Annotated in this window: 13 protein-coding genes; 4 read left to right on the top strand and 9 right to left on the bottom strand. The window is 43.3% G+C overall.

Annotated elements, in window-relative coordinates:
• Positions 1-32: 32 nt before the first annotated feature.
• From MAS10914_RS0110325 to MAS10914_RS0110300, 6 genes are all read right to left on the bottom strand, one after another.
• Positions 33-1,127: a hybrid sensor histidine kinase/response regulator gene (locus tag MAS10914_RS0110325; protein ID WP_017315858.1), complete on the bottom strand. Its 1,095-nt coding sequence runs from the start codon at positions 1,125-1,127 to the stop codon at positions 33-35.
• 121 nt (positions 1,128-1,248) lie between these two features.
• Positions 1,249-2,460: an EAL domain-containing response regulator gene (locus MAS10914_RS0110320; protein WP_017315857.1), complete on the bottom strand. Its 1,212-nt coding sequence runs from the start codon at positions 2,458-2,460 to the stop codon at positions 1,249-1,251.
• 7 nt (positions 2,461-2,467) lie between these two features.
• Positions 2,468-6,961, bottom strand: coding sequence for a PAS domain S-box protein (locus tag MAS10914_RS0110315; protein WP_017315856.1), 4,494 nt, complete (start codon positions 6,959-6,961; stop codon positions 2,468-2,470).
• A gap of 220 nt (positions 6,962-7,181) precedes the next feature.
• Positions 7,182-9,950 carry a family 10 glycosylhydrolase gene (locus MAS10914_RS0110310; protein ID WP_017315855.1) on the bottom strand — a complete coding sequence of 923 codons (2,769 nt, stop codon included), beginning with the start codon at positions 9,948-9,950 and terminating at the stop codon, positions 7,182-7,184.
• An 88-nt stretch (positions 9,951-10,038) separates the two neighbouring features.
• Positions 10,039-11,382: a TIGR03279 family radical SAM protein gene (locus MAS10914_RS0110305; protein WP_017315854.1), complete on the bottom strand. Its 1,344-nt coding sequence runs from the start codon at positions 11,380-11,382 to the stop codon at positions 10,039-10,041.
• 594 nt (positions 11,383-11,976) lie between these two features.
• Complete coding sequence (locus MAS10914_RS0110300) at positions 11,977-12,927, bottom strand: undecaprenyl-diphosphate phosphatase (protein WP_017315853.1); 951 nt, start codon at positions 12,925-12,927, stop codon at positions 11,977-11,979.
• A gap of 90 nt (positions 12,928-13,017) precedes the next feature.
• On the opposite strand from MAS10914_RS0110300, the gene MAS10914_RS32700 reads away from it, so the two are divergent.
• Entirely contained in the window at positions 13,018-13,221 is a 204-nt protein-coding gene (locus MAS10914_RS32700) for a hypothetical protein (protein ID WP_071599813.1), read from the top strand.
• Here the strand turns inward: MAS10914_RS32700 and MAS10914_RS0110295 are convergent.
• From MAS10914_RS0110295 to rimO, 3 genes are all read right to left on the bottom strand, one after another.
• Entirely contained in the window at positions 13,186-13,776 is a 591-nt protein-coding gene (locus MAS10914_RS0110295; RefSeq protein WP_017315852.1) for a Uma2 family endonuclease, read from the bottom strand. The two genes, MAS10914_RS32700 and MAS10914_RS0110295, sit on opposite strands and share 36 nt — an antisense overlap.
• Before the next feature lie 199 nt (positions 13,777-13,975).
• The gene (locus tag MAS10914_RS0110285; RefSeq protein ID WP_017315850.1) at positions 13,976-15,517 is read right to left on the bottom strand and encodes a DEAD/DEAH box helicase; all 1,542 of its coding nucleotides are present in this window, start codon (positions 15,515-15,517) and stop codon (positions 13,976-13,978) included.
• Positions 15,518-15,609: 92 nt separating this feature from the next.
• Entirely contained in the window at positions 15,610-16,929 is a 1,320-nt protein-coding gene (gene rimO / locus MAS10914_RS0110280; RefSeq protein WP_017315849.1) for a 30S ribosomal protein S12 methylthiotransferase RimO, read from the bottom strand.
• Positions 16,930-17,888: 959 nt separating this feature from the next.
• On the opposite strand from rimO, the gene btpA reads away from it, so the two are divergent.
• From btpA to MAS10914_RS0110260, 3 genes are all read left to right on the top strand, one after another.
• On the top strand, positions 17,889-18,737 hold the full coding sequence (gene btpA / locus MAS10914_RS0110270; protein WP_026082463.1) for a photosystem I biogenesis protein BtpA: 849 nt from the start codon (positions 17,889-17,891) through the stop codon (positions 18,735-18,737).
• A gap of 128 nt (positions 18,738-18,865) precedes the next feature.
• On the top strand, positions 18,866-19,822 hold the full coding sequence (locus MAS10914_RS0110265) for a vitamin K epoxide reductase family protein (RefSeq protein WP_026082462.1): 957 nt from the start codon (positions 18,866-18,868) through the stop codon (positions 19,820-19,822).
• Between the two features lie 304 nt (positions 19,823-20,126).
• Positions 20,127-22,301, top strand: coding sequence for a CHASE2 domain-containing protein (locus MAS10914_RS0110260; protein ID WP_017315846.1), 2,175 nt, complete (start codon positions 20,127-20,129; stop codon positions 22,299-22,301).
• The last annotated feature ends 48 nt before the right edge of the window (positions 22,302-22,349 follow it).

Here is a 22,349-nt window from a genome sequence, read left to right as displayed (position 1 = left end):
TTTTGTTGAGGAACTGACCCTTGACTCTTGACTCAACTACACGGAAGCACCACCTGCACAACTGTTTTTTCTCCTAGTTTACTGTGAATAGTGAGTTCCCCTCCATGTAATTCAGCCGTACGTTTAGCGATGATTAAACCCAAACCCGAACCTTGTTGTTCGTAGAGTTGGCGCTCAAATTGCCGATATGCTCCCAATTCAGCAATTTGAGCGGCTGTCATACCTCGCCCGTGGTCGGTGACTGATATAGTAAGTAGATTGCTAACCAAAGTACTTATAATATGAATTATTGTTCCTGATTCTGAAAACTTAAAGGCATTATCAATTAATTCTTCAACAATTTTATAAAGTCTTGATTCACAAATTTGTAGACAACAAGGGGTTTTTAAATTTAGTTGTAAATCTGCTTCACGTCCCGCTTTTTTAGCTTTTTCGATAATTGTTTTTTTCAATGAAATTGTAGGAAAAATGGTTTTATAGCTTTGCAACTGCTTAATTCGCTCTGGATCTGTTGCTATAAGTTCGAGTTCTACATATAGTAAAAAGTTCTGAATCAATCTGTATAAACGTTCGCCCGACTTATGAATACCTTCTGCCATCTCACGGATTTCATCCCGAGAAAGGGTATCGACTTCTTTCATTAAAAGTTCTGAAAAACCCAAAATACCATTCAGTGGTGTCCTCATTTCGTGAGGAAGGGACATAGTAATACTACTACGCAAATCATCTAGCCTTTTTTGTGAGTGCTGATTAATAGTAACTTTTTTGTCTAATCGGGAGGAAATTGCAGCTAGTAATTCTGCGCGAGTAAAAGGCTTTGTTAAATAATCATCAGCTCCCAACTCCATTCCTTGACGAAAGTCAGTTTTGTCACTTTTAGCTGTCAAAAAAATCAACGGAATCGCTGCTGTTGTGGGTTGTTGACGTAATGTATTCAAAACACCATGACCATCTAGTTCTGGCATCATCACATCACAAATAATCAGGTCGGGAATTTCCTCTTGAGCTAACTGCACGCCGATGCGACCATTTTCTGCAGCAATCACATTGAAATCCTCATAGGTTAGTAATTCCAAAAGATTCTGTCGTACGCTTGTCTCATCTTCTATGACTAAAATTTTATGCATAATCCAAAAATATTAATTATATAAATTTTTTATTATATTTTTTTTTGAATAGACTACTAATGATTTGAATTAAATTGGTTATTAGTAGCGTTTAAGCATTGACTACAAAGCATTATCAGACTTATACATTCAATCGTTTGTTAGCAACCAAAATCTTTTCAAATTCTGCTACTGGTAACGGACGGCTAAAGAGAAAACCTTGCATAGCATCACATTTGTATTGACGCAAAAAAGCAAGTTCTTGTTCTGTTTCCACACCTTCAGCAATTGTCTGAACATTGAGATTATGTGCCATTTGAATCAATGCTGTTGTAATTGCTGATTTTTGGGAGTCGTTTGTAATATCTTTAATAAAGTAACGGTCTATTTTTAAGGTATGAATTGGTAATTGCTTCAAATAAATTAAAGACGAATAACCAGTACCAAAATCATCAATAGCAATTTTTACACCAAAAGAATGCACTTCCTTCATAGTGGCAATAGCGCTGTTGACGTCTTGCATGATCATACTTTCTGTTAACTCTAGTTCTAAGTAACCTGGTCTCAAATCATTAGCTAATAAAAACTTAAGTATTTTTTCACTAAAATTAGGTTGAATTAGTTGATGTACAGATAAGTTAACAGCGACACGCAACTCAGGAAATCCTGCATTGTGCCAGAGTTTAATTTGTTGACAAACATTTTTTAAGACCCACTCACCAATAGGGACAATTAAACCAGTGGATTCTGCCAAAGGAATCAATTCTGTAGGAGCAACCATCCCCAATTCAGGATGCTGCCAACGCAATAAACTTTCAGCAGCGATGATTTTACCAGAATGAAGATCGACTATAGGTTGATAATAAACCTGAAATTGTTGAAAGTCTCTCTGTTCTAAAGTACGGCGTAAATAACCTTCTATCATTTGTACTTTGGGAGAGATGGTCTGAGCCTCAAATCTTGTACATATTTGCTTTGCCAAATTCGCTTGTCTTGTCAAGCGGCTTGCGATCGCACTTAATAATTCAGTACGAGTAAATGGTTTAGTGAGATAGTCATCAGCGCCCAAATTCATCCCTTGACGAAAATCAGCCCTAGCAGATCTGGCTGTGAGAAAAATAAAGGGAATACTTGCTGTTATTGGTTCTTCACGTAATGCTGTCAGTACGCCATAACCATCAATTTCTGGCATCATCAAGTCGCATAAAATTAAATCGGGAACTTCAGAAAGTGCCAATTTTACTCCAATGCGTCCATTGGCAGCAGCAATAGTATCGAAATTTTCTGCTTCCAGCAGATCTAAAAGATTTTCTCGTACTGATTCTTCATCTTCAATGACTAGAATTTTGGTCATGGCTTGCTTATGGTTTAATGTGATTATTTAATGGCAGAGTTACAGTAAATATTGTTCCCACTCCGACCTCACTTTTCACTGTGATTTCACCATCATGGACATCCACGCACTTTTTTACAATTGCTAATCCTAACCCCGTGCCTTGGATGTTGCCCACATTTGTAGCTCGATGAAAAGACTCAAACAAGTGGGGTAAGTCTTCTGATGGAATGCCTATCCCATGGTCTTGAATTGTAAATACTGCTAACCCGTCTTTAAACGTAAGAGTAAATCTAACAGTGCTACCACTTGAAGAATACTTAATCGCATTTGAAAGTAAATTACTCAGGATATGTCCTAGCAATTTTTCATCCATACAGCACGGCATGGATTTATATTGACTGTTAAAGTTGATTGCATGTTGATTGTTAACATTCAGTTGTAATTCTTCCACAAGATAATGGCAATATTCGACTAAATCGAAAGGCTTCGGGATAAAACTTAATTTTCCTGCCTCTGCCTTGCCAATGACCAACACATTGTTTAACATCTCAGTCATATGTTGGACAGCAGTTTGAATGCGATGCAGGTGAGACAGTTGTTTTTCCTCTGTCCACTTATGGCGGTAGTGTTCTAGCAACTCCGACGAAGAAAGAATAGTACTTAAAGGCGTACGGAACTCGTGGGAAGTCATTGAGACGAAGCGAGATTTGAGTTCATTGAGTTCTTTTTCTTTGTGCAACGCAGCTTTTAGTTCTTCTTCTAGTTGCTTGCGTTCGGTGATATCTAACCAGTAACCGACAATTTCCAATGGATTACCAGCATCATCCTGCACTAGCTTTGCTTGGTCGTACATCCACTGGTAAGTGCCATTTTTGTGTAAAAAACGGTACTCGTGGCTATATTGTCCTTGTTCAAGAAGTTTTGATGCCGCAGCAAAAACCTGCTGTAGGTCTTCTGGGTGAACATGACTAGCCCAAAAGCTTGGGTTTTCCATAAATTCCTGTGCTTCATACCCCAACATGGCGATAACGTTTTCGCTCATAAAGGTAATGCCATAATCACTGTAAATTTTGCAGCTATAAATCACACCAGGACTAGAAGAAAGTAAATATTGTAGCTGCTCTTGCGATATTAAGAGCGCCACCTCTGCTTGTTTGCGCTCTGAAATATCATTTTGAATACCAATGGAATGAGTGTATTTACCATTGATGTCATACACCGGAGAAATACTGATCTCATTCCAAAACAAAGCGCCATTTTTACGGTAGTTACGTACAACCACGGTGCAGCTTTTTCCTTGGGCAATAGCATCATGTAGTACGGTTATAGCTGGTTGATTGATATCAGCGCCATGGAGAAAACAGCAGTTTTTCCCAATCACTTCCGCTACGGAATAACCAGTGATTTGCTCCAATGCCGGATTAGCATATATGATTGGTGAATTTGGCATTGTGACATCAGCAATCATAATGCCATTGCTACTAGCTGTGATCGCGCGATCGCGCAGTCGTAAACTTTCTTCTGCCTGCTTACGTTCGGTAATATCTCGGTCAATGCCACGATAACCCCGAAATTTACCTTCAGCATCGAATATGGGTACCCCACTGCCTTCGAGAATAACTAAATGTCCATCTTTGTGAATGACAGCAAATTCCAGACATTTGAATGGTTGTTGTACGGCAGCAATTGAGCCAAGTCTATTAGCAAAACGCTTAGCTTCTTCTGGTAGCATCAACTCAAAAAGGGTTTTGCCCAACACTTCTTGTGGCTGGTAACCCAAAATCTCGCATACTTTTGGACTCACATAAGTGTGAACAGCGTGTTCATCAATTTCCCAAACTAAATCGCTGCTCATTTCGACTAAATTGCGGAAACGCTCTTGGCTGCGTTGCAGCGCTTCTTCTGCTTGCTTGCGGTCGTGAATGTCTGTATTTGTCCCAAACCAGCTTAAAATTTGTCCTTGCTTATCGCGCAGGGGTAAGGCGCGTGCCAAGTGCCAGCGGTAACCTTGGTCAACTATCCCAAACAGGCGAAATTCTACTTCAAAAGTTTCGCCTGTTGCCAGTGATCTCATCCACAGGTCAAGACACCTTGGCAAATCTTCAGGATGTATCCATTGCTCCCATTTCCAGCCTTCAACCTCCTCGTGGGTGCAGCCGTGGTATTCGAGCGCTCGCTGGTTAACGTACTCAAGGTGACCATCCGCTCGGGCGAACCATACTTGTTGGGGTATGGATTCAACCAAGAAGCGAAAACGCTCTTCACTTTTTTCCAGCGCCTCCTGCGCCTGCTTGCGATCAGTTATGTCTTCAAAAGTGCCCAGAACCCCCATCACATTGCCTTCAGCATCATGAAGTGGGATTTTACTTGCTTCCAGCCAAACTTGTTTGCCATCGTTTCGTTGGTGTGCAAAGATGAGGCGATATTCTGGCGTATCGGTCTGCATCACCCTGAGGTCAGATTCAGTGTAGAGGTCTGCCTCCTCTTTGTTAGTCACTAAATCATACTCAGTCTTGCCCACAACATCTTCTGAACTCTCAAGACCAACTGTTTTAGCAAAGTTGCGATTGCTACCCAAGTACACGCACGCTGTGTCTTTCCAGAAAATACTCTGGGGGATGTTGTCCATAATTAACTGGAGCATTTCCTGCGATTGCCGCAGTTGCTCTTCTATGTATAGGCGATCGGTCATTTCAAAAATGATCTGCCGATTCATTTCTTTGACAACCCTTGTCCGCTCCTCAACTCGGGTTTCTAGCTCTGCGTTTGCCTGCTTCAACTCTGCCTGCGCCTGCTGCAGTGCTGCTTCTGCCTGTACGCGTTCGGTGATATCTGTAGAGCAGCCAATGTAACCGATCAAGTTACCGTCAGATGCAAATCTTGGAACTCCAATGTTGATCAGCCATCGATACTCTCCATCTGCATGCAAATAACGACAAACATACTGGAAACGCTGATGGTTTTTGAATGCTGATAGGTACATATCAAAATAGGGCTGCCTATCTTCAGGATGAATTCCTTCTACCCAACCTATACCGAGTAATTCTTCTAAAGGTCGTCCTGTAAACTCTACGCAAGATTTGTTGCAAAATGTATTTAAGCCATCAGTATTACTCATCCAAATCAGTACTGGTACCTCGTCCGCCAGTGTCCGGAACCGCTGTTCACTCTCGCGTAATGCCTCAGTCGCTCTTTTACGCTCGGTAATATCCTCGCTTATCCCAAAGATGCGGAAAACTTCTCCCAATTCATTTTTTAAAGGAACGGCGCGCGTCCAAATCCAGCGTTCCTCACCGTCAGGGCGGATAATGCGATATTCTTCGCTGTAAAGATGACCCAATTCCTGAGTCAATATCGCAGCTATGACGCGATCACGATCCAGTGGATGGATAGCTTCTAAAAAGTCAAAAGACTTTTCGTAGAGACGAGCGCGGCTGCGTCCCCAAATTTCTTCATAGGCTGGATTTACATAAATAATTTGGTCCTGCTTGGTGTCTCGCACAAACAAAACTTGGCGAATGTTTTCTGCTGTTTGTCTGAAGAGTTCTTCGCTCCACCGTAGCGCTTCTTCTGCCAATTTGCAATCAGAAATATCCCGGTGTATTGCCACAAAATGAGTGGTTTTGCCCTCTGAACTGGCAATTGGGGATATGCTGACCTCAACCCAGTAAGTGGAGCCATTTTTGTGGTAATTGATAAATTCTGTTCTCATTGACGTGCCATCTCCAAGCGTGACGCGAATTCTATCTATCTCGCTCTCGGAGGTTTTCTCACCATATAAAATAGGCAGCGTTTTACCAATGACTTCATCAGCTGACCAACCACTCATGCAGGTAAACGCTTCGTTCACATACACGATACGCCCACCTAATGGATCATCTGATGCATCATTCGCTTCAAAAATGACAATGGCATCGTTGGCATTGACAACAGCTGCCTCTAGTAACCGTTGTTGTGCCTCATTTTCTGATATAATAGGGTTATTCGATAAGTTGCTATTCTCTTGGAAGCGCACCCCCAAACCCTCCCCGTTTACGAGAAGGGATGTTCCAGGCGGGGAGGCTTCTTCGGAGAGAGGCCTAAACGGACTTGATATGATTTCCCCTCCCTGTTCCAAAACTTGACAAATACTTTCGTAACTAACTAATCCAACGAGTTGACCTTGTTCATCAACTATTGGTATAAAAAACAGACGATGCTGACGTAGAAATGACAGTAGCAATTTTATACTAGAAACTTCAGAAAGTTTGAGGGTAAGCACTGAAGTCTCCATCACTTCAGATATCTTAGCTTTTTGTATGTCTAAGTCTGAGTATAAAAGCCCCAATGCATCATGCTCTGTGAACCACCCCACTATGTGCAAATTCTCAACTATCAACACACAGCTGGCTTGCGGTTGACTCTTCCTCATCAGAGAAACGACTTCTGACAATGGTGTGTCGGGCGCAACCTTTAGGGGAGAAAAGTCAATTGCAGAATCAACAGATGGTAGTGAGATAAACTGAGCAAAGGCGTGCATAAATGATTGCAATAGCTATTAGCACAAAATTGTTCTCTATCTATCAAGTAATGTATTTAACTATCTTCTATTATTTTTGCTTTGTCTATAAGTAATTTCTTGCGTAAGATTCCCTAAAACTCTGTAAAAATTATACTAATTTTTACCCTATTGCATATTAAAAGGAAGTGGGCGAGAAATGACTTCCCCATCTCCCTCATCCCCATTTTCCCATCAATCTTTAGGGGTGCAACTGTACCCGTTCTCCGTAACGCAATAACTTTTCTATAGCAGCGAGACGATTTTCCCAAGCTCTAACTTGATATGGATTGTCAAGGGCTTGTAAACGCATCCACTCTCTAAATTGAGACTGCAACCTTACAAGCGAAGTTCTTGCTGTTAGTAACTTACTGTTATTTGGGTCAGTCGCCAGCTGCTTTAAAGCATTTTGCACAACTTCTGCTTGGGAGTTAAAAGTTGAAAACGTTGTGGAAGGTATTCTCAACTTGTTGTTTTGCACTGCCAACTTCCACTCACTTTGTAGAGCAGTGTAACGGACGGCAGCAGATTGAAAAGGTTGGCGGTGTGGAATGGGTTCTTTTTGTGCGCGTTGAACGCTACCTTGAGTATTACTAAAGACTTTGTTGAGGTCATTGCTAAAATTCTCTGCGGCAAACAGGGCGTAACCACTAACAGGTAAGTCTCTAAGCAGTTGAATTTGATCAAATGCTCCGACTGTTTGCAAAGAAAGCAGACGAATTCCTGGCACTAACAAAGAAGAACCTACTTGTGTAGATCTGTTTATCCAAGGTTGTGCCAGTCGCTCAAAGCGTGGAGTATCTTGAGCATAAGTCATGGGGACGATTAAATCGATATCACCACGCCTTGCCCAAACCTCCCAGTGTTGCTGTATTTTCTGAATGCGTTCTTGTTCTAGAAGGGGAAAGACAGCAACCGAAAAAATCAAATTGGGTCGCTTTTTTCGCAGTTGCTGTGACACTTGAGCAACAAAACTATCAATTTGCTGAGTACGGAATTCTGTCCACCTTTGCCATAGTTGCCTTTCCCTGGGGGAGATTTTCACTGGATCTACACCAGTCAGCTGCTGAAACTGCTCTCTGGCTGCCTTACCATAGCCATAAGTCCGGTTAGCGGCTGGGTCTTGGAAGGGATAGCGAATGTAGTCTAGTTGTAGACCATCCACGTTATAGCGGCTAACAATTTCCTCGTACAAGCTGAACAAGTACTGCCGCACTTGAGGATTAGCTGGGTCAAAGAATGGTTTGCTTTGTCCAGAAGGAACCATTTGACCACGATTATCGTATCCTGCCCAATCAGGATGAGCAGCAAGCACAGGTCCTGGGTAGTTAGGGTCTATGTTGAGCAGTTCATTATGCCGTCGATTGCCAGCAGCAAAAGCCCAAACCCAAGCGTGTAATTCTATACCTCGATCGTGCGCTAACTTAACAGCAGATGCTAGTGGATCCCAACCACGCACTAAAGGGTTTTGCTGGGGCACAATTTTGCTGGGATAAATAGTGTAGCCAGCATTTACCGTTTCAAAAAATATAGTATTAATTCCAGCTTGCGCCATCCGATCAAAAATCAGAGCAAGTCCCTGCTCGTTCCTCGCTCGGATAATCGTTCCTCGGTCGAGCCATATCGCCCTGATTTCTGGTTGCGCCAGCCTCCGATTCAGAGGAAATTGATTCCACAAATTTGCTCTTGTCGCCAACCATTGCTGACGAGCCTGAACGTAGTTTTTTTGTGCAATCAATTGGGGCAAGTTTTTCACAACTTGGCGAGCAGCATCTATAGCTTGCTCTGGGCTAAGAAGTGCTGTCCCTGGTCTTGTTGATGCCACCTGCGCGGACTGCGCCTTTGCTAGTTGAGGGTTATCGGCATTTTCAGAGATAGCTTGTGCTGCTAGATTGGCACTCTCAACTCTACCAATAAGATTTTCTAGCTCGTTCTGGAAAGCTAGCGCTTCAGTTTGGCTAATTGGTGCTTGTGAGTTAGGTGCAACATCAAACCGCACCGCTGTTTCGAGTTGGTCAATAGCCTCGTCTGATTTTGGGGGTGTGACACTAGGAAGAGGTCTGGGTTGAGGAGCGGTGGCGGTTTTGAGGGGAGTTGAGGAAGATGGGGAAGATGGGGAAGATGGGGAAGATTTTTCTCCCCTTACTCCCCCTGCTCTTGCTTGTCCGCTCCCCGTTGCTGGCGCTTTAGCCACAGTAGTAGAGCAGGTTGGAGAACCTCCAGCTACTTTATTTGGGGCAGTCGTAGGGTTTTTTACATAACGGTTGATGGTAGCTTGTAACCAAGCATTATCTAACTGTGCTGGTGAAGCAGAATCTACACCCCAGCGCCAGCCAAAAAAGGTGGAACGCTCATTAGCGACCACTGCTGCTGGATTATCTTTGCCAGCCCAAACAGCAGCAGCTTGAGATGTGATGTTGTCAGGGATCACGACGCCACCCCGTACCTCGCCAAAAAGTCCGTTTTGGTTTGCCCATTCTAGGAACTTTGCTTTTGGTGCTGGTTGCAGCTTTTGTGGTCTATCGAGGCTGAAGCCCCAATAACCCCCTAGTAGAGTTCGCAGTAGCTGCCGCACTCCCGGCGCTGACACACTCCCCACAGGACCGCTCGCAATTAAGCGTCCTCCCTTGCTCATCCACTCTTCGAGGGCAATAGCTTGTGCTGGCGTTAATAACTCTACATTTGGCAAAAATAAAACCACGCGATCGCCCCAATCTGCTGCATTCTTCACACTCGATAAAGGAATCACGCAGTACTTCACCCCAGCCGCCTGCAAGCGATTTGTTATCCCCGGCCACTGATTTGCATTCTCTTCGCTATGGACTATGCTCAATATTGGTTCTGAAGTCGTCGCGGTGGCAGGTAAAACATTTAGTAAATTAAATATTATGAAATTAAAATTTAAAATTAATAAACCCGCCTTTTGAATTTTCAATTCTATCTTTCTACTTCGTCTTTTTTGATTGATCACTCTACACTCCTCACCTTAAGTTTTTCAAAATTAAAAGTTTAAAATTAAACAAATTAGTGATTAGTTTTTGACTTAGGACTACAGACTCTTAACTATTGCTTCCGTTAAATGGTTTGATGCAGATTTGAATGAATTCTTCAACTCCCGCCACGGGAAATATTTTTGTATCCAACTTGCGAGCCACATCCTCAACACTTATATCATCTAAAAATATCAATTCGCCATGCTTGAGCATGACACTTGGCAGCAAAATTCCGTCTCCCAAATTCTGCCCCTGTAACTTCAAAAGCAAATCATGACCAGTCAGCAAGCCAGTAACAGTAATACTTTGTCCCCAATAATCGCTATTTAAAGCACGCATATTCACTTCTAGACCCTCGACCGAGTTCAACTGCTTCAGAATTGGCTGAAATGCTTGTTCTACAGCGTTGCCAACGACCCAAGTTAGTTTTCTCTGTGGAATTTTTGGCGGTAGCAACTTGTCTGCTGCTTGTGTAAATTGTTTGAGAAATAAACGAATAGAACCGACACCGTTATCTATTTGAGGATAATCTTTGTATTCTGCTTCAGTTGGCAATTCCTCACCAGCAATCAAAAACCATTCATCAGCCAGCCAAACGCAGCTTTGTCGAAATTTCTGACGAAATTCCTGCTGTAGCAATCGCACTTGGGAAATGACTTCCCGCGCTTTTTCTCTAGTGACAGGTGTGAGTTCATCTTGTTCTGGACGAAACCGCGTCAAACCGACTGGTACGACTGCCACAGAGGCAACAGCAGGGACTTCTCCCGTATGAAAAGAAGCTAAATCTCGTAATGTCTGTTCCAGGTGGATGCCATCATTGATATCAGGACAGACCACGACTTGTGCGTGAATTTGCAGTCTTGTTTTTTGGAACCACTTAATTTGCTCCAGGATTTGTCCTGCACGGGTATTTTTCAGCAGTCTAATTCTAACTTCGGGTTCAGTCGCATGGACAGACACGTACAAAGGAGATAGCCGCATTTTTTCAATTCGCTGCCATTCTCGTTCTGTTAAATTGGTAAGAGTTAAGTAAGACCCATACAAAAAGCTCAGGCGATAATCATCGTCTTTCAGGTACAAGCTTGAACGCTTACCTGGCGGTTGCTGGTCAATAAAGCAAAACGGGCAACGGTTATTGCACTGAATCAAACCATCAAATAGAGCCGTTTCAAACTCCAGCCCTAAGTCTTCATCATAGTCTTTTTCAATTTCAATAGAATGAGTTTTGCCAGTAGCGTCTAAAACTTCTAGTTCCAATACCTCATCAGCACACAAAAACTGATAATCTATCAAATCGCGAGGAGATGTACCGTTAATGCTAACAATTGCATCTCCTGGTTCAAATCCAATTTCTGCGGCGATGGAATCTGGTAGTACTTTAGTAATTCGGACAGGACGAATAGTAGTCATAAGTTATAAGTTATTGATTAAAATTGAATTATTAATAGTTTATGAAATTGTCATGCTTTGTTAGCTGATTGTTTATTCTTACTGAATTTTATTGTAGCTAAAAAAATATAATTTATAAGTTAGTAAAAGAGTGCCAGTAACTCGGACAATCACATTAAGGTAGTAGTCAATACTCCATAGTCATGAGATTGTGGACTATTGACTATTGACCATCAAATATTTTGCAAAACGCCCGTTCCAATTGCCACAAGTATAACTACACCAAACATCAGCTTATACCACAATACGGTTCAGTTAATGGGTATTTGTAATAATTTCATGCGTGTAGAGACGTGCCATGGCACGTCTCTACATTAAGAGTCGCACCTAAAAAAATCTTATCTGAATCGTATTGGTCTATACCAGATAAATACACCAGATAAATACCCAGGTGCTTGGCGTTTTCAAAAAGCGCAACAACCCGGCGATCACTATATAAGAAAACACCGCAAAACAAACTATTCCTGCATTCCCTAAATCTTGTCCTAAAACATCTTTCACTCGACTAATCCAGCGAGGGTAAAGGAATATGCAGCTTAAATGTGTTTTAAATGACTAAGTATTTTTTAATACCCCAGCCGCGATCGCACCCAGAATTGTAGCCCCAAATGCCAAGCGATACCAGATAAAGACCCAGTTGTTATGGGTTTGAAGATACCGCAGCAACCAAGCAATGGATATATAAGAAAATACAAAAGCTGAAAGTACCCCGACGCTCACCAATACCAAATCAATTTTGCCTAATGCCTCTTTTAAAAACTCATATAAAGTAGCAATTGTCAAGGATGGAATACCCAAAAGAAACGAAAATTTTGCCGCTGTTTGCCTTTGGAGTCCCAAAAACAAGGCAGTCGTTAAAGTCGAACCAGAACGGGACACACCAGGCGCTAAAGCCAGCATTTGACCCAACCCTATCAGCAGTCCATCTTGCATCTTCAAAGCGCTAAAATCCCGCTTGCGGCTACCAAATTTTTCTGCTGCTCCTAACAAAATTGCTAGCACAATTGAATCAATGGCAATGGTGGTCATGCTGTTAATCACGGAGTTTTCGTCATTAAGGGCATCCTTAAGCAAAAAGCCCACTACTAAAATCGGCAATGTGCCTATTGCTATACCCACTAGCAATTGCCATTCATCTCGCCGCCAGTCTTTTTGTTGGAAAGCGGCCCAGCTTCCACTCAAAATTTGACTGATGTCTTTGCGAAAATACAACAAGACAGCAATGACGCTGCCAAATTGAATCGTCGCTACAAATGACTTTTGTCCCAAAAGTTCCCAGCCGAATGCTTTGGTAAAAACTTCCAAATGAGCAGTACTACTAATGGGTAGAAATTCTGTTATGCCTTGGATGATCCCTAAGATAAATGCCTGAATGAGTTGCTGGATAAGGTTGGCTTCACCACTCGCTGTAGCGTTTTGAATTTCTCCCACCTGTGCCAGTTGTGCCCACACAGGATACAACAACCCGTACCACTGTGTACTACCCGCTTCTAATATTGTTGCCATAACTCGGATTCCCAATATACCTACGTGATTGTACTGGATTATCCAAATTTACGCTGTTTTTGTTGGTCTTTCCGGGCGGTATATAGGCTAATGGGCATTTCATTGACTCTTTTAGGCGATCGCATTGCCGAAGAAGCAAATTTGCGGATGTGGCATATGAGATTGGTAGAAAGTTTTGTCGCTGTCACAGGCAACTACGTACACGAGAAACCGACAGCAGAACGCTTTGCTGAAACAACATTAAACAACATTACCCCGTCAATTCTGATGGGTAATTTTGGGAAAAACCTTTGATATATCTAAGGACAAATCAGGAAAACACGGTAGATTAACTGATTCGTTAGGCAGGAAAAGTAACTTTCTCCGATAACCAAATTTACCTTGCAAATCTTGATAAGGTTCGCTGTAGTTTTCCAGATAATTGTCTACTAAATTAAATATCCAATAATGAGAAATACCCGCTTCAGCATAAATTGGTAATTTAACTTCTTGGTCATATTTTAAAGAGGAATCAGAAATCTCAATTAAAAGTAATATGTCATCTGGATGGGGATGAGTGCTGAGATAATCGTCTTCTCGATTTTTTACAATCACCCTATCTGGTTCAGGTTCGTTGTACTCAGGAATAATAATTGGTTGTTGTCCTCGTAGAGTTGCACGTTCCCCCACAAGCTTATATAACTCTCGTTCTAAGCGGGTTTCGCAAACAGAATGCGGTTTACCTTTCGATACCATTGGGATAATTTCTCCGTTGATCAGCTCGACTCGGTCATCCTCACGAAAGAAACCAAGTTCTGCTAAACGGTCAAATTCAGCTATAGTAAAGCGTTTAGCGGTGGTTATGCTCATAGCATTTTAGGAAGTGCAGGGCTATTTGAATCTTAATATTTAACAATGCAAAAACAGCCCAACCAAGACAAACCATGCTGGCACTTTGGGCTGATTTTGACTGATGATGAAATTACCCAGATAGATAAGCTTATCTATCTTTAGGTGAAACTAAATGCCAGAAGTCAGGAACTCATGACTCATGACTCATGAATAACACCTAAGAAGCTGTTTCTCTAGCTGCACTGGAACCTAGCTTTTTTGGAGACATGGAAGTCTCCCGGCGCCCTGTCCGCAATTTGGGCTTGGGAGTGCGTTTGTCTCCTTCTGTCGCGCTGGCGTCTGATGAGACCCAAGCGGAACGAGTGCGTTCACCAGAAAATTCGCCGCGACGGTTTGACCGCAGTCTGGGTTTGGGAGTTGGCTGCATGATCTCTTCTTCTGGAAGGTCAAGTTCTGATTGCAGCCAAGCAGGACGAGTTTGGTCGTAAGCGATTTGCAACGCCGCCGCAGCGATCGCCTGAGCATCGTATTCTTCACTCAACTTGCTGACAATCGGTAAAAATGAAGCCAAACGCTCACCAGCTAAGGCTTCTCTTACCTGAGTTTGTAGTTTATCTATATGCCGTGCTTCAATTTGTGTCCGTGTCGGAATCGACAGCAGTTGCCAACTTTGCCGGATATGGCGTTCAAACAGTTGCTGCTTGCGTCGCTCAAAGGGCTGCACTAGAGAAATTGCTGTGCCTTCTTTACCTGCTCGACCAGTACGACCAATGCGGTGGACGTAGGTTTCTGCGCTATCTGGTAAGTCGAAGTTAATGACGTGAGACAATTGGTCAACGTCCAAACCCCGTGCCGCAATATCGGTGGCTACCACCCAGCGTACTTGACGATTGCGGAACCTTGTCAGTAAGCGTTCTCGCGCTTGTTGTGACAAATCACCGTGGTATTCATCGACACTGTGACCTGCTGCTTGCAGTTGATTGGTGAGTTCTGCTGCTGTACGTCTGGTGCGGACAAAGATTAAAGCTGATTCTGGGTCTTCCATTTCCAGGATGGGCTGTAATGCTTTGGCTTTCGTCCAGTGGCGCGGGACAAGATAAGCGACTTGATTGATTTTGTTAGGAGCGGCTTTTGGCTGCTCAACGGTGACTGTGACTGGCGATCGCAAGAACTTATTCACCAATTGGCGAATCGAAGGTGGCATTGTTGCTGAGAATAAAGCTGTCTGACGCTCTTGTGGTGCTTGGGAGAGAATTTTGTCTACATCGTCGATAAAGCCCATGCTCAACATTTCATCGGCTTCATCTAAGACCAACCACTTCACCTTATCCAGCTTCAAACTACCTCTTTCCAGGAGGTCTATAACTCGCCCTGGCGTACCGACCACCATGTGAACGCCGCGTTTGAGTTGTGACATTTGGCGCTCAATCGATTGACCACCGTAGATTGCTAAAACCCGCAATCCTTGGTTTCCAATGAAGGTGCTGATAGCATCGTGAACTTGGATAGCTAACTCACGAGTCGGCGTCAGAACCACAGCTTGGACAACTTTTTGATTCACATCCAGCTGATCTACAATCGGCAGGGAAAATGCCGCCGTTTTTCCTGTTCCCGTGTGGGATTGACCTACGACATCACGACCTGCTAGTAGGTGGGGAATTGCTTGCGCTTGAATGTTTGTTGGTGCGGTAAAGCCTAGTGTTTCTAATTGCTGAACACGCTCTTGTGAAATTCCTAATTCTAGAAAAGAAAGATTCATCAACTCTCCTAATGTTTTAATTTGGTTTTTTTTGGATTGGTGATTCGTGAGTGGTTAGTGGGTAGTGGCGAGAACAACTAACGACTAACAACTCAGTTGCTGACAACTTGACCAAAAAGGTCGTATGCATCGGCTGTTTGGATAACTACTGGCACGATTGTTCCTAACCGTGCTTCCCCATCAACAAGAACCTGCCCATCGACTTCTGGGGAAAATCTACCAGAACGACCAATGAATTCTCCTGTTACGGGGTTTTCTTGTTCAATCAGAACACCGACCACTTTGCCAACTTCCTGCTGATTTTTCTTTAAAGAAATCGGCTGTTGGAGTTCCATCAATGCGTTTCGCCGCTCATTCATGACGAATTGGGGCAGTTGATTTGGCAGGTTATAGGCGGGCGTTCCTTCTTCTGGTGAAAAGGTGAACACACCTACATGGTCGAATTCATGACGCTGGACGAACTGCAACAGATGCTCAAAATGTTCCTCAGTTTCTCCTGGAAAACCGACAATAAATGTCGTTCGCAGCACAGCTTCTGGTAGCGCCTCTTTAATGCGTTCGATAATCCCATCATTCACCTGTCCTTGCCAGGGACGATTCATGGCGCGGAGAATGTCTGGATGGGAATGTTGTAAGGGTAAATCCAGGTAAGGTAAGACATTGGGTGTCTCCTGAATTGCCGCTATCACATCTGGGGTCAGTCCGGTGGGATAGGCATAGTGCATACGAATCCACGGCACATCAACTTTCCCCAAAGCACGGAGTAATTCGGCTAACTTTGGCTTGCCGTAAATATCAATACCGTAATTGGTGGTAATTTGGGAAATCAGAATAATTTCCTGTACCCCTTGAGTTGCTAACTGCTCTGCTTCGGTAACTATTGATTCAATGGTACGCGATCGCTGGTTTCCCCGCAGGTGAGGAATAATGCAAAAAGCACATCGGTAATCACAACCTTCGGCAACACGCAGGTAAGCCACGCCTTCTGTTGTGGTGCGGTAACGAGGTGTGGTTTCATCAGCAATGTAGGTTGGTTGTGAACTGACAAGCTTAACCCGCTTGCCTTGGTCTACCTGCTGAATGACATCTACTATTTTGTGATAATCCCCGGTTCCTACCACTGCTACTGCTTCGGGCAATTCTTCCAATAACTGTTCTTGGAAGTGCTGCGCCATACAGCCTGTGATAACGATTTTTTTATTTGCCTCTGCCAGTTCCACTAAAGTCCTGACAGATTCTTCTCTTGCTGCTTGAATAAAACTGCATGTATTAACTATAACATAATCTGCTAACTCTTCATTACAATCTACGCTATAGCCTGCTTTTACCAGCAGTCCTAACATATGTTCTGTATCAACTCGATTTTTCTCGCAGCCTAGGTGAGAAATTGCAATTGTTGGCTTGTCACCCATATTCAGAAAAAGTCTTTAGGTTTTCTCATGTACTTCAAGGTCTAGCGTTAGATTGTCGCTTTAGACACCTAATTTTAGAGGTCAAAACCTCTTGATCTGAGCAATGTCTCCAAGAGTCATACACACCCTGAGGGAACTACAACCATGATTATTATGGAGTTCATGCTATGATAGCTTTACTAATCTTTTTTTCAGGGAAAAATAGATAGATTTTAGATAAATTCGACACTAAGTAGTTAATCTTTGATTTAAGAAATTCCCTCTTGGTATTTTACATTACCGCAACGTGTATGTTGCTAATCAACATACTGGGAAGCCACTCTCTAAATGACACTGGTGAAGGACATAAGCGGAGCCATCCATCTCGCCGAAACCAAGTGTGTGTGGCGCATTTGAGAAGTCGCTACCCTTAAGGAAAATAGCGCGTGACTACGCCTGTAAGCGCGGTAATGCTACCCTTTTGCTCAGGCAAGACCTGTAAGTGTGGCAGGCGCGATGCCTTCTCCACGGGAAGCTGCCTCGCGTCTTGTGAGTGGCAAACTCCTGTTGTATCCAGATATTATCTTAACATATCTTATGGAAAGTGTTACGCCACATTCCATCCGAAGGTGGAGGCAAGTTATTCAAGATTGAAAATACAACAAACAAGTGCTAGCAAGCATCCTAACGACTTAATGGATGCCAAACAAATGCGTGAGAACAAGGTAAAGCAAAACGTAAGAAAAAGCAAATTTAATGAATTAGTCATGAGTCATGAGTAAATAGTCAATAGTCACCAGTGATAATAACTAAAGACTAAGGACTCTTTGGGTGATGCCTCCGGCACGCCTGACAGCGTTCGCCCAGCGTGTTCCAAAGGGACTCACGCGAGTGCGTGCGGTTTGCGCGAGAGTGTGCGCGCAACGCTTACAGAACTGGTCTCACTAAGGACTGAAGACTCCGCAAAGCGGGTTAAAGACGTGGACTTATATCAGCTATTTAAAACCCGAACACCAATTATTGGCGTAGTTCACCTACTACCGTTACCAACCTCGCCCCGTTGGGGAGGTAGCCTCAAAGCAGTGATTGACCGTGCCGAACAAGAAGCAACAGCCCTAGCAAGTGGAGGGGTTGACGGCATTATGGTAGAGAATTTTTTCGATGCGCCGTTTACCAAAAACCAGGTTGACCCGGCGGTTGTGAGTGCCATGACCGTCGTGGTACAGCGGATACAGAATTTGGTGATGCTCCCTGTGGGGATAAATGTTTTACGGAACGACGCCAGAAGCGCTATGGCGATCGCCACCTGCGTTAGAGCGCAATTTATCCGCGTTAATGTACTCACAGGTGTGATGGCAACCGACCAGGGCATAATTGAGGGAGAAGCTTATCAACTCCTGCGCTATCGGCGAGAGTTAGGCAGCGATGTGAAAATTTTTGCCGATGTGTTGGTCAAGCACGCTCGTCCGTTGAGTGCTGTCAATCTCACCACCGCAGTGCAAGACACAATCGAGCGTGGTTTAGCAGATGCGGTAATTATGTCTGGCTGGTCTACTGGTGATCCTCCAAACTTAGAAGATTTGGAATTAGCAACTGCTGCTGCTAACGGGACTCCAGTGTTTATTGGCAGTGGAGCAAGTTGGGAAAACATTGCTACACTCATGCAGGCGGCAGATGGTGTCATTGTTTCCAGTGCTTTGAAACGCCACGGTCGCCGCGAGCAACCTATAGATCCAAATCGGGTCAGTCAGTTTGTGGAAGCTGCACGCAAAAGTTGGAACTCTAAAGGTGAAACACAATCAATTCCTTCTGTAAAGCTACACTCGTAGGTACGGAATAGGTAATGGGGGATGGGTAGTGGTTAGTGGTTAGTAGAAAAAACAACCAACAACCAACAACTAACCAATTCCTAGTTCCCAATTCTCAGTTCCTAATTCTCAATCTCCTATTGCAGTTTATGAATCGCCGCCGTTCTACCCCCTGGATTCATAGATGGTCGCGGATATTAATTGCCGCGATCGCATCTGTTGGTGCATTAACAACGGGTTATCTTACCGTAGTTAAGTTCACACAAGGCTCTGCCGCTTGCCCCACCAATAGCTGTGATTTAGTCCTTGCTAGCGACTATGCTACAGTTTTCGGGCTGCCTTTAGCCTTGTTTGGCTTTTTAGCTTATGGCAGCATGGCTACCTTCGCCTTGGCGCCTTTAGCAGTTGACCCAGTACAAAATAAAGATACCCGGACAAAGCTGGAAAATTGGACGTGGTTGCTGCTTTTAGCAGGTGCGATCGCCATGACTGTTTTCAGTGGTTACTTAATGTACCTACTGTTTTTCAAAATCAAATCCCTTTGTATCTACTGTCTTGCTTCGGCTATCTTCTCCACCAGCCTCTTAGTACTGACAATTATCGGTCGCATATGGGAAGATATTGGGCAAATCTTCTTTACCGCTATTGTTGTAGGTATGGTAACTTTAATTGGTACTTTAGGCGTCTATGCCAATGTGAATAACCCTGAAGCTGCTAATGGTCCTACCTTAAGACCAAATGGAGATCCCACACAGGGCGTTGGCTGGGAAATCACCACCACCTCTGGTGAGGCAGAGATTCAGTTGGCACGCCACCTAACCAAAATAGGTGCTAAGGAATACATTGCTTGGTGGTGTCCTCATTGCCATGAACAAAAGCAACTGTTTGGTAAAGAGGCGTATCAAGAAATTAAGAAAATTGAGTGCGACCCGCAGGGCAAAGATGCCCAGCCAGATTTGTGCAAAGCAGCTGGCATTCAAGGCTATCCTACTTGGGAAATTAACGGTCAACTTTATCCGAACGTCCAATCATTAGAGAAATTGGCTCAAGTTTCTAGTTACCAAGGTCCTCGCAACTTTAAGAATTTTCCTGACGCTTTCAAGTAGTCTTCAAAAGCAGCATAACTTAACAAAAAAAGTCGGCTGGAAGAATGCATCACTCATGCACTACCAGTTGACTTTTTTGTTTTATAACGCGAAAGCAACTGTTGCCGTTTTAGGAAATGATGAGTAACTTATATCAGAGACATCTGAGATTTTCTTTAACAACTTCAAAAGTGGATAAAACGCTTATAAAGCATTAAGGCTAGCATATGAATTGCATTCGCCAGATAGTTAATAATTACGAAAATATAAAAATATTTCTCCCAACCGGGTTATGGGAATAAGTAAGCAGCTATGCCAGCCTCTGATGAGGTTACTGTTTGCTCTGCAACAATCACTTCATCAACGACGTAGGGAAATTTTTACCGCCTCTAGCGTAGCAGTCTGTATTCTCTTGCTACGCTCTTTTGGATTGATGCAATCTTCAGAATGGGCAGCCTTGGATTACCTTTTTCAGTTGCGTCCACAGGAGCCACCAGAAGAACGTATTACAATTGTAGCGATTGACGAAGCTTCTTTAGACCAAATCGGTTCATGGCCAATTCCAGACTACTATATTGCTCAACTGTTGCAAAAATTAAAAGATAACCAACCTCGAGCTATTGGCTTAGATATCTACCGTAATTTGCCAGTAGAACCGGGTTATCAGGATTTGGTTTATGCTTATAAGTCCACACCAAATTTGGTTGGTATTCAACTCCTATCCAATAATAAAAATGTCAGTGTTCCACCACCACCCCTATTGAATCAGCGGCACCAAGTAGGTTTTAACAATGTGGTGTACGATGCTGATGGCAAAGTACGTCGCAGCTTGTTGTACTGGCATGTTGATAATCAAGCACACGAAAGTTTTGCCTTGAAGCTGGCTTTACTGTATTTAAAAGCAAAGGGGATTACTCCCAAGAGAGCAAAAAGTAATCCTGAGTATTTGCGCTTAGGTAAGGCTGAGTTTCATCGTTTTCAGCCTAATTATGGTGGATACATAGGTGCAGATAACAAAGGATACCAAATGTTGTCCAATTTCCGCAAAGTTGACAGCAGAAACTCAACAGTGGAAGGTTATAGCTTCCGCAGGGTATCTTTGCGAGATGTGCTCAACGGTCAGGTTCAACCAAGCTGGATTAAAGACCGCATTGTGCTTATTGGTTCCACCGCTAGCAGTCTCCAGGATTTTGTGTTCTTCCCATATTCCAGCCGTCTGATTGGTACAGTCAAGCCTGTGGCTGGTATTGAACTACAAGCTTATTTTATCAGTGAGATTATTTCAGCCGCCCTTGAAGGAAGACCTTTACTCAAAGTTTGGTCTGATCCCATAGAATGGTTTTGGATTTGTGCTTGGGCTTATGTGGGAGCAGTCGTCAGCAAGCAAATAAAACGTCCTGGCATAAGCTGCCTAAGCATTCTACTATTTTGCTTTGTACTTACTGGAAGTGCCTACCTTGCTTTGTTATTTGCGTGGTGGATACCAATTGTACCTGCGTTGCTAACCTTTAATGGTTCAGCTATTGCAATCATTTATCAAGTTGCCTATCGTCAGGAAGAGTTGAAACGCTCCAAAGAGTTTTTGCACCAAGTCATTAATACAATTCCTGACCCAATTTTTGTCAAAAATGAAAAACATCAGTGGATTGTTTTAAATGAGGCATATTGTCAATTCATTGGTTATCCTGAAAATGTGTTAATAGAAAGGTCTGATTATGACTTTTTCCCCCAGCATGAAGCAGATATTTTTCGCGCCTCAGATGAGTTAGTTTTCCAAAGTCAGCAACCTCATGAAAACGAAGAAGAATTTACAGACTCTCATGGGATGACTCATGTGATTGCTACAAAGCGATCGCTTCATAAAGATGCTGCTGGCAATTTCTTCTTAGTTGGGGTGATCCGAGATATTACCATGCGTAAGCGGATGGAAGACGAACTCAGACGCGCTGCTGCTGACTTGTCGCGCATAAACCAAGAATTAAAAATAAAAGAAGACCACTTACGTTATCTTGCTTATCACGACCCTCTGACCGGTCTACCTAATCGTAAATTTTTTGCAGAACAACTTCAAGAGTCGCTTCTGTGGGCACAGGAGCATAATTTGTTGATTGGTCTGCTATTTATTGACCTAGATGGCTTTAAACAGGTTAATGATACCCTTGGGCATGAGATGGGCGATCGCCTCTTAGTCACCATTGCCCGACGCCTCACTCACTGCTTACGTAGCAGTGATACTGTTTCTCGCTTGGGTGGTGATGAGTTCACCGTCATTTTACGGGCAATTCCCAAGGTACCAGTTGCTGCTAGAGTCGCTGAAAAAATTCTAGCAACTATTACTGAGCCGATTCTTCTAGAAGGACATTTGACTATCATCTCTGCCAGTATTGGTATCAGTGTCTACCCAAGGAACAGCCAAGACAGTGAAATCTTGATTAAGCTGGCGGATAACGCTATGTACCGTGCCAAGCACCTCGGCAAAAATTGCTATGAGTTTGCCTAATAAGTCATTACTGGTTCCGTGCTCAAGTACTGCCTGAAAAGGGTGCGT

Origin of the sequence: Mastigocladopsis repens PCC 10914 (genome assembly GCF_000315565.1) — a bacterium.
Classification (GTDB): domain Bacteria; phylum Cyanobacteriota; class Cyanobacteriia; order Cyanobacteriales; family Nostocaceae; genus Mastigocladopsis; species Mastigocladopsis repens.
Note: the sequence above shows the minus strand (reverse complement) of the source record. Positions and strands in the feature narration are given on the sequence as shown.

Bases quoted from the DNA above. Each gene is read 5' to 3' on its own strand.
- MAS10914_RS0110260 (WP_017315846.1), top strand. From the start codon at position 20,127: ATGAGGTTACTGTTTGCTCTGCAACAATCACTTCATCAACGACGTAGG.
- rimO (WP_017315849.1), bottom strand. From the start codon at position 16,929: ATGGGTGACAAGCCAACAATTGCAATTTCTCACCTAGGCTGCGAGAAA.
- MAS10914_RS0110295 (WP_017315852.1), bottom strand. From the start codon at position 13,776: ATGAGCATAACCACCGCTAAACGCTTTACTATAGCTGAATTTGACCGT.
- MAS10914_RS32700 (WP_071599813.1), top strand. From the start codon at position 13,018: ATGGGCATTTCATTGACTCTTTTAGGCGATCGCATTGCCGAAGAAGCA.
- MAS10914_RS0110285 (WP_017315850.1), bottom strand. From the start codon at position 15,517: ATGAATCTTTCTTTTCTAGAATTAGGAATTTCACAAGAGCGTGTTCAG.
- MAS10914_RS0110320 (WP_017315857.1), bottom strand. From the start codon at position 2,460: ATGACCAAAATTCTAGTCATTGAAGATGAAGAATCAGTACGAGAAAAT.
- MAS10914_RS0110300 (WP_017315853.1), bottom strand. From the start codon at position 12,927: ATGGCAACAATATTAGAAGCGGGTAGTACACAGTGGTACGGGTTGTTG.
- MAS10914_RS0110315 (WP_017315856.1), bottom strand. From the start codon at position 6,961: ATGCACGCCTTTGCTCAGTTTATCTCACTACCATCTGTTGATTCTGCA.
- MAS10914_RS0110325 (WP_017315858.1), bottom strand. From the start codon at position 1,127: ATGCATAAAATTTTAGTCATAGAAGATGAGACAAGCGTACGACAGAAT.
- MAS10914_RS0110265 (WP_026082462.1), top strand. From the start codon at position 18,866: ATGAATCGCCGCCGTTCTACCCCCTGGATTCATAGATGGTCGCGGATA.
- MAS10914_RS0110305 (WP_017315854.1), bottom strand. From the start codon at position 11,382: ATGACTACTATTCGTCCTGTCCGAATTACTAAAGTACTACCAGATTCC.